General features: G+C 58.7%; 17 protein-coding genes. All 17 read left to right on the top strand.

Annotation, left to right across the window (positions count from 1 at the left end):
* Positions 1–45: 45 nt before the first annotated feature.
* The 17 genes from C8N42_RS02895 to C8N42_RS02815 all read left to right on the top strand — a co-directional run bounded on the left by C8N42_RS02895 (position 46) and on the right by C8N42_RS02815 (position 14,135).
* Entirely contained in the window at positions 46–321 is a 276-nt protein-coding gene (locus tag C8N42_RS02895) for a hypothetical protein (RefSeq protein WP_107815007.1), read from the top strand.
* Between the two features lie 148 nt (positions 322–469).
* Positions 470–946 (top strand): 50S ribosomal protein L15, encoded by a 477-nt coding sequence (gene rplO, locus C8N42_RS02890; RefSeq protein WP_107815006.1) that lies wholly within the window; start codon positions 470–472, stop codon positions 944–946.
* A 104-nt stretch (positions 947–1,050) separates the two neighbouring features.
* Positions 1,051–2,409 (top strand): preprotein translocase subunit SecY, encoded by a 1,359-nt coding sequence (secY, locus tag C8N42_RS02885; RefSeq protein ID WP_107815005.1) that lies wholly within the window; start codon positions 1,051–1,053, stop codon positions 2,407–2,409.
* Entirely contained in the window at positions 2,406–2,981 is a 576-nt protein-coding gene (locus C8N42_RS02880) for an adenylate kinase (RefSeq protein ID WP_107815004.1), read from the top strand. Before secY ends, C8N42_RS02880 begins: the two co-directional genes overlap by 4 nt.
* A 225-nt stretch (positions 2,982–3,206) precedes the next feature.
* Positions 3,207–3,575: a 30S ribosomal protein S13 gene (rpsM, locus tag C8N42_RS02875; RefSeq protein WP_107815003.1), complete on the top strand. Its 369-nt coding sequence runs from the start codon at positions 3,207–3,209 to the stop codon at positions 3,573–3,575.
* A 15-nt stretch (positions 3,576–3,590) separates the two neighbouring features.
* Positions 3,591–3,980, top strand: coding sequence for a 30S ribosomal protein S11 (gene rpsK / locus C8N42_RS02870; protein WP_066707113.1), 390 nt, complete (start codon positions 3,591–3,593; stop codon positions 3,978–3,980).
* A 122-nt stretch (positions 3,981–4,102) separates the two neighbouring features.
* Entirely contained in the window at positions 4,103–5,119 is a 1,017-nt protein-coding gene (locus C8N42_RS02865) for a DNA-directed RNA polymerase subunit alpha (protein WP_066707119.1), read from the top strand.
* Positions 5,120–5,253: 134 nt separating this feature from the next.
* Positions 5,254–5,682, top strand: a complete 429-nt coding sequence (gene rplQ, locus C8N42_RS02860) for a 50S ribosomal protein L17 (RefSeq protein WP_107815002.1) — start codon at positions 5,254–5,256, stop codon at positions 5,680–5,682.
* A gap of 213 nt (positions 5,683–5,895) precedes the next feature.
* A complete protein-coding gene (locus C8N42_RS02855) occupies positions 5,896–6,507 on the top strand; it encodes an autoinducer binding domain-containing protein (RefSeq protein ID WP_107815001.1) in 612 nt (203 codons plus the stop codon).
* A 54-nt stretch (positions 6,508–6,561) separates the two neighbouring features.
* Entirely contained in the window at positions 6,562–7,149 is a 588-nt protein-coding gene (locus C8N42_RS02850) for an acyl-homoserine-lactone synthase (RefSeq protein WP_107815000.1), read from the top strand.
* Between the two features lie 89 nt (positions 7,150–7,238).
* Positions 7,239–8,564: a replication-associated recombination protein A gene (locus C8N42_RS02845; protein WP_107814999.1), complete on the top strand. Its 1,326-nt coding sequence runs from the start codon at positions 7,239–7,241 to the stop codon at positions 8,562–8,564.
* Positions 8,565–8,612: 48 nt separating this feature from the next.
* Positions 8,613–8,987, top strand: coding sequence for a fluoride efflux transporter CrcB (gene crcB, locus C8N42_RS02840; RefSeq protein WP_107814998.1), 375 nt, complete (start codon positions 8,613–8,615; stop codon positions 8,985–8,987).
* The gene (locus C8N42_RS02835; RefSeq protein ID WP_107814997.1) at positions 8,984–10,033 is read left to right on the top strand and encodes an RluA family pseudouridine synthase; all 1,050 of its coding nucleotides are present in this window, start codon (positions 8,984–8,986) and stop codon (positions 10,031–10,033) included. Before crcB ends, C8N42_RS02835 begins: the two co-directional genes overlap by 4 nt.
* Positions 10,030–10,698, top strand: coding sequence for an HAD-IA family hydrolase (locus C8N42_RS02830; RefSeq protein ID WP_107814996.1), 669 nt, complete (start codon positions 10,030–10,032; stop codon positions 10,696–10,698). The genes C8N42_RS02835 and C8N42_RS02830 overlap by 4 nt, the downstream gene beginning before the upstream one ends.
* A 2-nt stretch (positions 10,699–10,700) precedes the next feature.
* On the top strand, positions 10,701–11,408 hold the full coding sequence (locus tag C8N42_RS02825; RefSeq protein ID WP_107814995.1) for an ATP12 family chaperone protein: 708 nt from the start codon (positions 10,701–10,703) through the stop codon (positions 11,406–11,408).
* A gap of 228 nt (positions 11,409–11,636) precedes the next feature.
* Positions 11,637–12,662 carry an amino acid ABC transporter substrate-binding protein gene (locus tag C8N42_RS02820; RefSeq protein WP_107814994.1) on the top strand — a complete coding sequence of 342 codons (1,026 nt, stop codon included), beginning with the start codon at positions 11,637–11,639 and terminating at the stop codon, positions 12,660–12,662.
* A gap of 252 nt (positions 12,663–12,914) precedes the next feature.
* Positions 12,915–14,135, top strand: coding sequence for an amino acid ABC transporter permease (locus C8N42_RS02815; protein WP_107814993.1), 1,221 nt, complete (start codon positions 12,915–12,917; stop codon positions 14,133–14,135).
* The last annotated feature ends 1 nt before the right edge of the window (position 14,136 follow it).

The following is a 14,136-nucleotide window of genomic DNA, read 5'->3' as shown; positions in this document are numbered from 1 at the left end:
CGCAGGAGACTGTGGGGTGTTTTGCTGTTTGGAAGGAAACAGATCATGACCACTAAGAAAGATCAGCTCTCAATCTTTGCTAAAACTGACGTTTTTGGCATTGCTGTCGGACGATATGGAAGCGGTTGGCCCGCACTTCATGTGACTCTTAATAATTATGAAAAATCCAGTAAGACAGGCGACGCTATACTCTTAACCAGAGACGCTCAAGATTACGAAGAGTTTGAGTTGCATATCGAGGAGTTGAAAATATTGCTCGATGATTTGAAGCGAAAAGCTAAGCGACAGTTCGAAAAACTGGAGAGCGAGACAAAGCAGTAATCCCTTTTCTGTTCTCTTGGATGCTTGATCCATAGCCCACAACCGTCTATACGCCCCCGGTGGACAACCGTGTCCGCAAGAATCAACACATGTAAGCCGCGTTTGCCCGCTCCGTCGCTGGAGGGCACATCCGGCAAGGAGAAGCGACATGAAACTGCACGAACTGCGCGACAATCCCGGCGCAACCAAATCCCGCACCCGCGTTGGCCGTGGTCCGGGTTCCGGCAAAGGTAAAATGGGTGGCCGTGGTATCAAAGGTCAGAAATCCCGTTCCGGCGTGGCCATCAATGGCTACGAAGGCGGCCAGATGCCGCTCTACCAGCGTCTTCCGAAACGCGGCTTCACCAAGCCGAACGCGAAGAAATACGCTGTCGTGAACCTCGGCCTGATCGAGAAATTCATCGAAGCCGGCAAACTCGACGCCGCCAATGTGACCGAAGACACCCTCGTGGCGTCTGGTCTGGTGCGTCGCAAACTCGACGGCATCCGCGTTCTGGCCAAAGGCGATGTGAAATCCAAGCTCACCATCTCCGTGACCGGCGCGTCGAAATCCGCTGTCGAAGCTGTTGAAAAAGCGGGTGGCTCGCTCACCGTGGCCGTGAAGGCCGACGCGGCAGCCGAATAAGGCTTGTGACAAGGGCTTCGGACCCTTTCATCAAGACCTGAGTTTTCCAAGCGCCGCCCACCGGAAAGCCGGACGGGCGGCGCTGACGTGAATAGAGAGACCATATGGCATCCGCAGCAGAACAAATGGCGGCGAACCTCGACTGGGGCACCCTCGGGAAGGCCAAGGAGCTTCGCCAGCGTATCTTTTTCACCATCGGTCTGTTGATCGTCTACCGTCTCGGGACCTTCATCCCGGTGCCGGGCATCGACGGCAACGCGCTCCGTGACTTCATGGATCAGGCGGCCTCGGGCCTCGGCGGTATCCTGTCGATGTTCACCGGCGGTGCACTCGGGCGGATGGGCATTTTCGCGCTCGGCATCATGCCCTACATCTCCGCCTCCATCATTGTTCAGCTTCTGACCTCGATGGTGCCCTCGCTTGAGAATCTCAAGAAAGAGGGTGAAGCGGGACGCAAGAAGATCAACCAATACACCCGTTTCGGCACGGTGGCTCTGGCGCTGTTCCAGGCCTACGGTCTCGCCGCCTCGCTTGAGGCCGGGAACCTTGCCCATGATCCGGGCTGGTATTTCCGTGCGGGCGTCGTGATCACCCTCGTGGGCGGCACAATGTTCCTGATGTGGCTGGGTGAACAGATCACCAACCGCGGCATCGGCAACGGTATCTCGCTGATCATCTTCGTCGGCATCGTTGCCGAAATTCCCGGCGCGCTGGCGCAGTTTTTCGCTTCCGGTCGTTCCGGCGCGATCTCGCCCATCGTGACGTTGATTGTGATTGCTATGGTCGTGGCCGTGATCGCCTTTGTGGTCTTCATGGAGCGCGCGCTACGCAAGGTCCATATCCAGTACCCGCGCCGCCAGCAGGGCATGAAAATCTACGACGCGCAATCCAGCCACCTGCCGATCAAGGTCAACCCGGCGGGCGTTATCCCGGCGATCTTCGCCTCTTCGCTCTTGCTGCTGCCGACCACTATCGCGACCTTCTCGGGTCAGCAGGATGTCGGCCCGGTGATGTCCACGATCCTCGCCTATTTCGGGCCGGGTCAACCGCTTTACCTTCTGTTCTTCACGGTGATGATCGTTTTCTTCGCCTATTTCTACACCGCCAACGTCGCCTTCAAATCGGAAGACGTGGCCAAGAACCTGAAGAACCAGAACGGATTCATTCCCGGCATCCGTCCGGGGAAGAAGACCGAGGAACACCTCGATTACATCGTGGCCCGTATCCTCGTGATCGGCTCCGCCTATCTTGCGGCAGTTTGTCTGTTGCCGGAAATTCTGCGCAGCCAGTTCGCCATTCCCTTCTATTTTGGCGGCACTTCCGTGTTGATTGTGGTATCGGTGACGATGGACACGATTCAGCAAATCCAGTCTCACCTGCTGGCACACCAGTATGAGGGGCTGATCGAAAAATCTCAGCTGCGTGGGAGGAAGCGCAGCAAAAGAGGGACAGCAAGACGATGAACATTATTCTGCTTGGACCGCCGGGCGCGGGCAAGGGCACACAGGCACAACGTCTCGTGGAGGAGCGGGGCATGGTGCAGCTTTCGACCGGGGATATGCTGCGTGAAGCACGCACCTCCGGCACCGAAATGGGCAACAAGGTCGCGGCCATCATGGACGCAGGTCAGCTTGTGACCGACGAGATCGTGATCGGCCTGATCGAAGAGAAAATTCAGCATGGTTCCGCTGGCGGTTTCATCTTCGACGGCTTCCCGCGTACTCTTGGCCAGGCGGATGCGCTGAACGAGTTGCTGTCCCGCAACGGGGCCGAGCTCGGGGCGGTGATCTTGCTCGAAGTCGATGACGACACGCTGGTCAAGCGCATTGTCAACCGCGCTGCCGAAGCCGCCGCCGCTGGCAAGCCGGTGCGTGCGGACGACAATGAGGAAAGCGTCAAAATCCGCTTGATGGAATATTACAAGAAGACGTCTCCGCTCATCGGCTACTACTATGCCAAAGGCAATCTGAAGACGGTTGACGGTCTGCAAAGCATGGATCAGGTTGCCGCGGACATCGAGAAAGTACTGGCCTGATTAAAGACAGTCGCCGGAAGGCCTTGACCCTCCGGCGATTCCCCTCTATGGCAACCCATCCCTCTGGGGTAAAGGATTCGCAAACGGGCCGTTTCAATCATGTTTATGAGGGCCGGGGCGCAATCATCACCTGAATTCAGCTGTGGCTCGCTGGGACAACCCCGCGAGCTTCCGTTGTGAAAAAAGGTTCCGGGATTACGGAACCGCAACGAAAGGAAAGTCAACGTGGCACGTATCGCCGGCGTCAACATCCCGACCGCCAAGCGCGTTCCGATCGCGCTCACCTATATCACCGGCATTGGCAACACCTCCGCCAAAGCCATCTGCGAAGCCGTTGGCATCGACCTGACCCGTCGTGTGAACGAGCTGTCCGACGCCGAAGTCCTCGCTATCCGTGAGCACATCGACGCCAACTATACCGTCGAAGGTGACCTTCGTCGTGAAGTGCAGATGAACATCAAGCGTCTCATGGACCTCGGCTGCTATCGCGGCCTGCGTCACCGCCGTAACCTCCCGGTTCGCGGTCAGCGCACCCACACCAACGCCCGCACCCGCAAGGGCCCGGCGAAGCCGATCGCCGGCAAGAAGAAGTAAGGGGAGTATTCAGACATGGCACGTGATACCCGTCGCACGAAGCGTAAGGTTTCCAAGAACATCGCCGCTGGCGTTGCTCATGTGAACTCCACCTTCAACAACACCAAGATCCTGATTTCCGACGTGCAAGGCAACGCGATCTCCTGGTCGTCCGCTGGCACCATGGGCTTCAAAGGCTCCCGTAAATCCACCCCGTATGCCGCTCAGATGGCAGCCGAGGATGCGGGCCGCAAAGCTCAGGACCACGGTGTGAAAACCCTCGAAGTCGAAGTGCAGGGCCCGGGGTCGGGTCGTGAGTCCGCGCTGCGCGCGCTCGCTGCCATCGGCTTCAACATCACGTCGATCCGTGACGTGACCCCGATTGCGCACAACGGCTGCCGCCCGCCGAAACGCCGTCGCGTGTAATCGAAGTTACGATTTCAGGATCGCGGGCCATGTTTGCCCGCGGTCTGTTTTGCGTTTTGAGACCCCTCGGGCGTCCCCCCGTTTAAGGACATGGGCGGGAGGACAAGAATGGAGGCACAAGCATGATCCACAAGAATTGGGCCGAGCTCATTAAACCGCAACAGCTTGAAGTGAAACCGGGTAATGAACCGGCACGTCAGGCAACCATCGTTGCCGAACCGCTTGAGCGCGGTTTCGGTCTGACGCTGGGCAACGCGCTGCGTCGCGTTCTGATGTCGTCGCTGCAAGGCGCGGCCATCACCTCCGTTCAGATCGACAACGTCCTGCACGAGTTCTCCTCGGTCGCGGGCGTGCGTGAAGATGTCACCGACGTCATCCTGAACCTGAAAGGCGTGTCGCTGCGTATGGAAGTCGAAGGGCCGAAACGTCTCTCGATCTCCGCCAAAGGTCCGATGGTCGTGACCGCCGGTGACATTTCCGAATCGGCTGGCATCGAGGTCCTGAACAAGGATCACGTGATCTGCCACCTCGACGATGGCGCCGATCTGTTCATGGAACTGACCGTCAACACCGGCAAAGGTTACGTCTCTGCCGACAAGAACAAACCGGAAGATGCGCCGATCGGCCTGATCCCGGTCGATGCGATCTATTCGCCGGTCAAGAAAGTGTCCTATGACGTGCAGCCGACCCGTGAAGGTCAGGTGCTCGACTATGACAAGCTGACGATGAAGATCGAAACCGACGGTTCCGTGACCCCGGAAGACGCCGTGGCTTTCGCTGCGCGCATCCTTCAGGATCAGTTGGGCATCTTCGTGAACTTCGACGAGCCGGAATCGGCTGGTCGCCAGGAAGAAGACGACGGTCTCGAGTTCAACCCGCTTCTTCTCAAGAAAGTGGATGAGCTGGAACTGTCTGTCCGTTCGGCGAACTGCCTGAAAAACGATAACATCGTCTACATCGGCGATCTTATCCAGAAAACCGAAGCCGAGATGCTCCGCACCCCGAACTTCGGACGCAAGTCGCTCAACGAGATCAAAGAGGTTCTGTCCGGCATGGGCCTGCACCTTGGTATGGATGTCGAAGAGTGGCCGCCGGAAAACATCGAAGAACTGGCGAAGAAATTCGAAGACCAGTTCTAAGCAATCTGAGGGAGGCTTCGGTCTCCCTCACCAATGCCCGCTTCGTGCGGGGAATATCCGGGCAAATGCCCCAAGGAGAGCGGCTGACACGCATCGGCTGCCAGACAAAGCAAAACACGCTAAGGAGATAGAAAATGCGTCACGCTAAAGGTTACCGCCGCCTCAACCGGACCCACGAACACCGCAAAGCGATGTTCTCCAACATGGCTGGCTCGCTCATTGAGCACGAACAGATCAAAACCACGCTGCCGAAAGCCAAAGAGCTCAAGCGCATCATGGACAAGCTGATCACCCTCGGCAAACGTGGCGATCTGCACGCCCGTCGTCAGGCTGCGGCTCAGCTGAAACAAGACAAAGATGTCGCGAAACTCTTCGAAGTGCTCGGTCCGCGTTACGCGGAGCGCAACGGTGGTTACACCCGCGTTCTGAAAGCCGGCTTCCGCTACGGCGATATGGCTCCGATGGCGATCATCGAACTGGTCGATCGTGACCCGGCTGCCAAAGGTGCCGCTGACAAGGCGCGTCTTGAGGCCGAAGAAGCCGCGATGACCGACGAGGACTGATCTCAGTTTCCCCTGTGATTTCAAAAGCTCCGCTTCGGCGGGGCTTTTTTATTGATGGGGGAAGGCCTCGAAATTGTGCAGTTTTGCAGTCGTCCTGCGACTATTCATCATAGAACCGCATTTTGGCTTTCAAAGTCAGTTTTGTTGGTTTACTCATCCTTAGGATGATCTCCTTATGGTTGTCATTCCTTTCGTAACCAAAATGATTTTCCCATGCGTGACACAACCGAACTCAATCGCCTGTTTGCCCAGCTTCGTTCTGCATCTGCCGACGGATATTCCGCTGGTCTGCATATCCGTTTCGCCTCGCCTCTGGTCGCGGAATCGACTTACGATCCGAAATGGCTCGAACATTATGCGGCGAACGCCTATGCGTTGAGAGACCCGATGATCGCCTGGGGGTTGAGTTGCGAAGGGGCTACAAGGTGGAGCGAAATAGAACTCCCCGATCCATTCCAAATTTGGAGGCAGGCCGCTGAATTCGGTCTGAACTACGGTGTTGCCGTGTCCTGTGGGCCGGTTCAGTCCCGAACCATTGTCGGCTGCGCAAGGGCCGATCGCGAATTCACGGATCAGGAGATCTCGAAAATCGCGACGATCGTGCGCACCCTGCATGAAATCTCTGAGCCGCAAACAGATTTGACACAGGCCCAAATTCAGGCCCTCCGGTGCATCGCGGGCGGTGATCGTCACGCAGCAGCCGCGGCCAAGCTCGGGATTTCGGAGAGTGCGCTGAAGGCGCGTCTTGTTTCAGCCCGGGAACGTCTTATGGCCCGGACGACCTCGGAAGCCATCCAAAAAGCTAAGGAGATCAAACTGTTGTGACGGTGCTCGCTCCCGCGTTGCGTTGAAGAAATCAACCAACTCCGGAGACGTACCATGCAAACGACTACGCTTTCTTTTGCCAATCTGCACAATCATGGCGATCTTTTTGCCAATATGCTTCGCGCGCGGCATGAAACTTTCATTCAGCACGCGAAGTGGGATCTGCCGCAGGCAGATGGTATGGAATACGATCAATACGACACGCCCGCGTCCCGTTGGATTGCGGTTCACGAGTTTGGCGACGTGTTGGCGGGTATCCGCCTGACCCCCACAACCACACGCTGTGGCATCTATTCCTACATGATCCGGGACGCCCAACGCGGCCTTCTCGACAGCATTCCGTCGGATTTGCTGTTCGAAGAGGCGCCCGTGGCGGAGCATGTCTGGGAATCGAGCCGGATTTTCGTCTCGCCGCGGGTGCCTGCGAAAAACCGTCTCAAAGTTCAGATAAGCCTGATCGGGGAGATGACCAATTCCGCACGGGAACTTGGGGCCACTTCGGTGATATGCCTGATCCCGGAAAACGGTAACCGCTGGGGTCGCCGGGTGGGGCTCGACATTGATGTGATCGGTCCGGTGATGGATATCGGGGGCGCGCGCAATGCCTGCATGCGCATCAACCTGATCAACAAACTGCACTGAACTCATGTGCCTGAAAACGGGGCCAGAACGCTGCTTTTTGGCCCCGATCCCCTCTTTCGCGATCCGCGCAGGCGGCGTAACCTTATGCCATGGCCGACCTGTTCTCTTCCGATGAAACCACCCCGACACATCCCGCGCCGCACGGGACCGCTCCGCGACCGCTCGCGGATCGTTTGCGTCCGCAGAAACTGTCGGAGGTGATCGGACAGCAACAGGTACTCGGCCCCGAAGCTCCACTGGGTGTGATGCTTGCCTCGGGGGCCTTGTCGTCAATCATCTTCTGGGGGCCGCCGGGGGTGGGCAAGACCACCATTGCGCGGCTTCTGGCGGATGAGACCGACCTGCATTTCGTTCAGATTTCCGCGATTTTTTCCGGCGTCCCGGAACTGCGCAAAGTGTTCGAGGCGGCGAAACTCAGGCGTGCGAACGGGCAGGGGACGCTTCTTTTCGTCGACGAGATTCACCGGTTCAACAAGGCGCAGCAGGACAGTTTCCTCCCGCATATGGAGGATGGCACGATTCTCCTTGTAGGCGCGACAACGGAGAATCCGTCATTCGAACTGAACGCCGCGGTTCTGTCGCGGGCGCAGGTCATGGTGTTGACGCGGCTGACGCATGAAGACCTCGCGCAACTGACCGAGCGGGCGGAGCGGGAGTTGGGCAAGACCCTGCCGCTGACGGAAATGGCGCGTTTCGCGCTTTACGAGATGGCCGACGGGGATGGGCGCAGCCTTCTGAACCTGATCGAGCAGATCGCCGCGTGGAAAGTGGATGCCCCGCTCGATCCTGAACAACTTGGCAAGCGCCTGATGCGGCGAGCCTCGAAATACGACAAGAGGGGCGACGAGCATTACAACCTGATTTCGGCGCTGCACAAATCCGTGCGGGGCTCGGACCCGGATGCGGCGCTTTATTGGCTTGGTCGGATGCTGGAGGGTGGCGAAGATCCACGCTATCTGGCACGCCGGATGCTGCGTATGGCGATTGAAGACATTCAGCTCGCCGATCCACAGGCCCAGGCGGTTGCGCTTCATGCCTGGGAAACCTATGAGCGATTGGGCTCTCCCGAGGGCGAGCTCGCACTGGCACAATGCATCGTTTATCTCGCGCTCGCACCGAAATCGAATGCGGTCTATACCGCGTTCAAAGCGGCCCGCGCGGCGGCGCGCAAGACCGGGTCGGAACCGCCACCGAAACACATCCTGAACGCGCCGACGAAACTCATGTCGGAACAAGGCTATGGCGAGGGTTACGCCTACGATCACGACGTCGAGGATGCCTTCTCCGGACAGAATTACTTTCCCGACACCCTCCCGCGCACGCAGTTCTACAAGCCCGTCGAGCGCGGCTTTGAGCGTGATCTAGTCAAGCGCGTGGCCTATTTCGACAAGCTGCGCAAACAACGGGGCGGTTGACATTCCGGGCTGTCCCCCACAGGAACACGGGCAACTGAAGAGGATGACATGGCACCATTGATCCAGGTCGCATTGGGCGGCGCGATTGGCGCATCGGCACGCTATCTGTCCGGCCTCGCCATGACCCATCTCGTGGGCAAGAGCTTTCCATGGAACACGATGTTCGTGAATTTCCTCGGCTCTTTCCTGATGGGGGTCGTGGTGGTGATGCTGGCGCATGAGAACGGCAACCGGTTCGCGCCGCTATTGATGACCGGGATGTTGGGCGGATTCACCACGTATTCGGCCTTCTCATTGGATGCGATGACCATTTTTGAGCGGGGCGATTACGGTTTGGCCGCAGCCTATGTCTTTGGCACGCTGGTGTTGGCACTGGGTGGGATCGCTCTCGGCCTCTTCGCCGCAAGGAGTTTCTACGCATGAGCGCAGTTCAGACGATCACCATTGGCGACGATCAGCCCGAGCAGCGGCTCGACCGTTGGTTCCGCAAGATGTTCCCGCAGGTGACGCAGGGCAATATCGAGAAGATGTGCCGCAAGGGTGAGATTCGCGTCGATGGCGCGCGGGCGAAATCGAACACGCGGGTCGGGCCGGGGATGGCGATCCGTGTGCCGCCGCTGCCCGATGAGAGTGCGCCGAAACCGGAGCGCAGCGAGGCGAAGGTCTCGAAGGCCGATGCGCAGATGATGCGCGATGCGGTGCTTTATGAGGACGAATATCTCATCGTGATCAATAAACCGGCGGGATTGCCGACCCAAGGCGGGTCTAAACAGACCCGCCATGTCGACGGGTTATCGGTGGCGTTGCAGGGTGATTTTCCTGAGAAACCACGTCTTGTGCACCGGCTCGACAAGGACACGTCCGGAGTGCTGGCACTGGCGCGCACGCCTGCGATTGCCTCGAAACTGACCGAAGCCTTCCGCCACAAGAATACGCGCAAGATTTACTGGGCCTTGGTGGCGGGTGTGCCGACGCCCTACCTTGGCGAAATCAAATACGGGCTGGTCAAAGCGCCCGGTCGCGGCAAGTCGGGCGAGGGGGAAAAGATGCTCGCGGTGCACCCACGCGATGTCGATGCGACGCCCGGCGCGAAACGGGCGCAGACGCTTTATGCCACGCTCTACCGTGTCGGGTCGCGGGCAAGCTGGGTTGCGATGGAGCCGATCACCGGTCGCACCCACCAACTCCGCGCGCATATGGCGGAGATCGGTCATCCGATCATCGGCGATGGTAAATACGGCGGCTCGGGTCAGGAAAACCTCGGCGATGGCTGGGGCGCGCAGCTTGGCGGGATCATCTCGAAGAAGCTGCACCTGCACGCGCGGATGCTGCGGTTTGAGCACCCGGTGACAAAGAAAGTCATGACCGTGACCGCGCCCTTGCCGGATCATATGAAGCATAGCTGGGACACGTTCGGTTGGACCGAAGACCTCGCTGCCGAAGACCCGTTCGAGGACCTGCGCGGATGAAACTCGTCATTTTCGACGTGGACGGCACGCTGGTCGACAGTCAGGCCCACATCGTCCTGTCCATGGCGGCGGCGTTCGAGGCAGTGGACCTGCCGGTGCCGGATCGAAATACGATCCTGTCCATTGTCGGACTGTCCTTGCCTCTGGCGATGCGGGAACTGGCCCGTGCGGTGGATGAGACCACTCTGGTCCGCATGGTTGAGGCCTATAAGGATGCGTTTTACACACACCGTCTGGCGCAAGGGGCGGCGGCCTCGCCGCTTTATCCCGGTGCGGAAGAGGCGGTGCGCAGACTTGGCGCGCGCGACGATCTCTATCTTGCGATTGCAACGGGCAAGAGCCGGCGTGGGCTGACCGCGTTGCTTGACGGTTGGGAGTTTGCCGATCTCTTCGTGACTACGCAAAGCGCCGACGATCATCCGTCGAAACCGCATCCGTCCATGGTGATGACCTGTCTCATGGACACGGGGGTCACTGCGACAGAGGCGGTTGTCATCGGGGATACGACATACGATATGGAAATGGCCCGGGCCGCGCGCTGCCATGGGATTGGCGTGAGTTGGGGTTATCACGGGCGCGAGGCGCTGATCGGGGCGGGGGCTGCGACAGTGCTTGACGATTTCGGGCAACTCGAAGGTGCGCTCAAGACGATCTGGAAGGACTGAACATGGCGGAATGGGCAGCGAAACGGTTTTGGAAAGACACCACCGTGGCGGAAGCTGACGGTGGTTTCACCGTGCATCTCGACGGCCGTCCGGTGCGAACGCCTGCGAAGATGCCGCTGATCGTGCCGACACGGGCGTTGGCCGATCTGATTGCTGCCGAATGGGAGGCGCAGGAAGGTGCTATCGACCCGAACACCATGCCCGCGACCCGTGGCGCCAATGCCGCGCTCGACAAGGTGAGCGTTCAGCATGCCGAGGTGGCCGATATGCTTTCGGACTACGGCGACAGCGATCTTCTGTGTTACCGGGCCGAGCACCCGCGCGAATTGGTGGAGCGGCAGGCGACGGGCTGGGACCCACTGCTCGACTGGGCGGCGGAGGTTCTTGCGGCCAGGCTGGAGCCGCGCGCTGGGGTGATGCACACCCCGCAATCCCCGGAAGCGCTCGAAACATTGCGTAGCAGAACGCATGCGTTGACCGCTTTTGAGTTGGCTGCGTTTCACGATTTGGTGGCGCTTTCGGGATCGCTGATTCTTGGTTTTGCGGTGATCGAAGGGCGTCTTTCGCCTGAGGAAGCCTGGGCGCTGTCGCGGCTCGATGAACAGTTCCAGATCGAGCAATGGGGCGAGGATGAAGAGGCCACAGAGGCCGCCGAGATTAAGCGACAGAGCTTCCTGCAGGCAGCGCTGTTTTACCGCGTGGTCAATTAAGCGGCGCTTGTCTGTCTGCAAAGCTCAATCGCCGCGCACATCTGCCATCAATTTGATCAAATGCGCAGAGGTCATGCATATTTGTGATCGTGGCCTTGACGTTCCTGAATGAATCCTCCCAAACTAAGCTCATTGAAAGGGCAATTGCCCATTTCGATATCGCCCCCGGTCCACAGGGAGGATCGGAAAAAGCGCCATTCAAAGGCGCAACATCAGGAAGAGGTAAATATGAAAAAATCCGTATTTCTTGGCGCGCTGACGCTGGCAGGTCTGGCTGCCGGGACGGCGATGGCTCAGGATTCCTCCACTCTGGCCGCCGTGAAAGAGCGCGGTATGCTGAAATGTGGTGTGAACCCGGGCACTCCGGGCTTTGCTGCGCCGGATGCAAGCGGCAAATTCGTGGGTTTCGATGTCGACGTGTGCCGTGCTGTGGCCGCTGCCGTGCTCGGCGATTCCGAAGCCGTCGAATACACCCCGCTGACGTCGGCTGTGCGTTTCACCGCTCTGGCCTCCGGCGAAGTGGACATGCTGGCCCGCAACACCACCTGGACCTTCTCGCGCGACGTGGACCTGAAAAACACCTTCGTCGGCGTGAACTACTATGACGGTCAGGGCTTCATGGTCCCCAAAGACCTCGGCGTGTCCTCCGCGAAAGAACTGGGCGGCGCGACCGTGTGTATCGAAACCGGGACCACGACCGAGCTCAACCTGGCTGATTATTTCCGTGTGAACAACATGGAATACGAACCGGTTCCGGTGGAAAGCTTCACCGAAGCTCAGACGCAGTTCCTCGCCGGTGCCTGTGACGTCTACACCACCGACGCCTCCGCTCTGGCTGCATCGCGTGCGTCCTTCGAGAACCCGGAAGGTTACGTGGTTCTGCCGGAGATCATCTCCAAAGAGCCGCTCGGTCCGCTCGTGCGTCATGGCGACGACAACTGGGGCGACATCGTTCGCTGGTCTTTGAACGCGATGATCGCTGCCGAAGAATACGGCGTGACCTCTGCGAATGCAGCGGAAATGGCCAATGGCACCGACAACCCGGAGATCAACCGTCTTCTGGGTGTCGAGGGTGAACTGGGCGCGATGCTTGGCCTCGACAACGCTTGGGCTCTGAACATCATCACCCAGGTTGGCAACTATGGCGAAAGCTTCGAGAAAAACATCGGTGAAAACACTCCGGTGGGTCTGGCTCGTGGCCTGAATGCTCAGTGGACCGAAGGCGGCCTGATCTACTCGCCGCCCTTCCGTTAAGACCATTGATTAAGGGAAGGGCGCGGAGTGATCCGCGCCCTTCGCCTTTCAGCTCTGCTCACTTCAAGAAGACCATTTCCACGAACGGGGAGCGCCCGGGCGAGGGTAGGGCTATATCGAAAGTGTTCAGCCAAAAACTGAAACTCAGATTTTGGTTGAACGCGGCGCAACAACGGAACGTTGCACGCGCCCTGCCTTTGTCTGATGTCTCAGGTCTAAAGGCAGGACGCTTTAAACAGGGGACCGTCTCTCATGACGACACTATCAGATCCGCCGCAAGACCAGGGGTTTCGGCTCAGTCAGCTGATCTATGACACGCGTTACCGCTCGATCACCATCCAGGTGATCGCGATGATCGTGTTCATGCTGATCGCGGCTTTTCTCATTCGTAACACGATCATCAACCTCTCGGCACTGGGCAAGGACATCAATTTCAGCTTCCTGTCCAGTCGGGCGGCTTATGACATCAACCAGCAGATCATTCCCTACACATCCAACGACCCGCATTGGCGGGCGGCACTCGTGGGGCTGCTGAATACGCTTCTGATCGCCATTCTGGGCTGTATACTGGCTACGGTGATCGGAGTGATCGCGGGCGTTCTGCGCCTGTCGAAGAACTGGCTGACGGCCAAGATCATGACGGTCTATGTCGAAAGCTTCCGTAATATTCCGGTGCTCCTGTGGATTCTCGCCTTCATGGCGGTCCTCTCCGAATCCCTGCCCGCGCCGCGCGCCTTCCGGGGCGAAGATGCGACGGCCTCCATGTGGTTCTGGGACAGCGTCGCGGTGACAAATCGCGGTACTTATGTTCCCTCTCCGGTCTGGGGCAGCGGTTCGAGCGTGGTCATCATCGCTTTCCTGTTGTCGCTTCTGGGCATTTGGGCCTTTGGCAAATGGTCGAATCGTCATTTCGAGGAAACCGGGCAGCACCTGCCGAATTTCTGGATCAAACTGGGCATCCTTATTGTGCCCACCGTTCTGGTCTATTTCGTGATGGGCCGTCCGATCACCCTCTCCTATCCGGAGCTCAAGGGGTTCAACTTCTCCGGTGGCCTGCACATGCGCAACTCGATGTTGGCGCTGTGGCTGGCGTTGAGTTTCTATACCGGATCCTTCATCGCGGAGATCGTCCGTTCGGGGATTCTCGCGATTTCCAAGGGCCAGACCGAAGCCGCCTTTGCGCTTGGCCTGCGCCCGTCCTGGACCATGAACCTCGTGATCCTGCCGCAGGCCTTGCGGGTGATCATTCCGCCGCTGATTTCGCAGTACCTGAACCTGACGAAAAACTCCTCGCTCGCACTCGCCGTGGGTTACATGGATCTTCGTTCGACGCTTGGCGGGACCACGCTCAACACCACGGGGCGCGAGTTGGAATGCATGCTGTTGATGATGCTGATCTATCTGATCGTCAGTCTGATCATCTCGTCGGGCATGAATATCTACAATAAATCCGTAAAGCTGAAGGAGCGTTGAG

Origin of the sequence: Celeribacter persicus (assembly GCF_003050785.1) — a bacterium.
GTDB lineage: Bacteria > Pseudomonadota > Alphaproteobacteria > Rhodobacterales > Rhodobacteraceae > Celeribacter > Celeribacter persicus.
Note: the sequence above shows the minus strand (reverse complement) of the source record. Positions and strands in the feature narration are given on the sequence as shown.

Coding starts and splice junctions, on each gene's coding strand:
- C8N42_RS02815 (WP_107814993.1), top strand. CDS start 12,915: ATGACGACACTATCAGATCCGCCGCAAGACCAGGGGTTTCGGCTCAGT.
- C8N42_RS02825 (WP_107814995.1), top strand. CDS start 10,701: ATGGCGGAATGGGCAGCGAAACGGTTTTGGAAAGACACCACCGTGGCG.
- rpsK (WP_066707113.1), top strand. CDS start 3,591: ATGGCACGTGATACCCGTCGCACGAAGCGTAAGGTTTCCAAGAACATC.
- secY (WP_107815005.1), top strand. CDS start 1,051: ATGGCATCCGCAGCAGAACAAATGGCGGCGAACCTCGACTGGGGCACC.
- C8N42_RS02850 (WP_107815000.1), top strand. CDS start 6,562: ATGCAAACGACTACGCTTTCTTTTGCCAATCTGCACAATCATGGCGAT.
- C8N42_RS02880 (WP_107815004.1), top strand. CDS start 2,406: ATGAACATTATTCTGCTTGGACCGCCGGGCGCGGGCAAGGGCACACAG.
- C8N42_RS02845 (WP_107814999.1), top strand. CDS start 7,239: ATGGCCGACCTGTTCTCTTCCGATGAAACCACCCCGACACATCCCGCG.
- rplO (WP_107815006.1), top strand. CDS start 470: ATGAAACTGCACGAACTGCGCGACAATCCCGGCGCAACCAAATCCCGC.
- C8N42_RS02865 (WP_066707119.1), top strand. CDS start 4,103: ATGATCCACAAGAATTGGGCCGAGCTCATTAAACCGCAACAGCTTGAA.
- C8N42_RS02830 (WP_107814996.1), top strand. CDS start 10,030: ATGAAACTCGTCATTTTCGACGTGGACGGCACGCTGGTCGACAGTCAG.
- rplQ (WP_107815002.1), top strand. CDS start 5,254: ATGCGTCACGCTAAAGGTTACCGCCGCCTCAACCGGACCCACGAACAC.
- C8N42_RS02820 (WP_107814994.1), top strand. CDS start 11,637: ATGAAAAAATCCGTATTTCTTGGCGCGCTGACGCTGGCAGGTCTGGCT.
- crcB (WP_107814998.1), top strand. CDS start 8,613: ATGGCACCATTGATCCAGGTCGCATTGGGCGGCGCGATTGGCGCATCG.
- C8N42_RS02855 (WP_107815001.1), top strand. CDS start 5,896: ATGCGTGACACAACCGAACTCAATCGCCTGTTTGCCCAGCTTCGTTCT.
- C8N42_RS02895 (WP_107815007.1), top strand. CDS start 46: ATGACCACTAAGAAAGATCAGCTCTCAATCTTTGCTAAAACTGACGTT.
- C8N42_RS02835 (WP_107814997.1), top strand. CDS start 8,984: ATGAGCGCAGTTCAGACGATCACCATTGGCGACGATCAGCCCGAGCAG.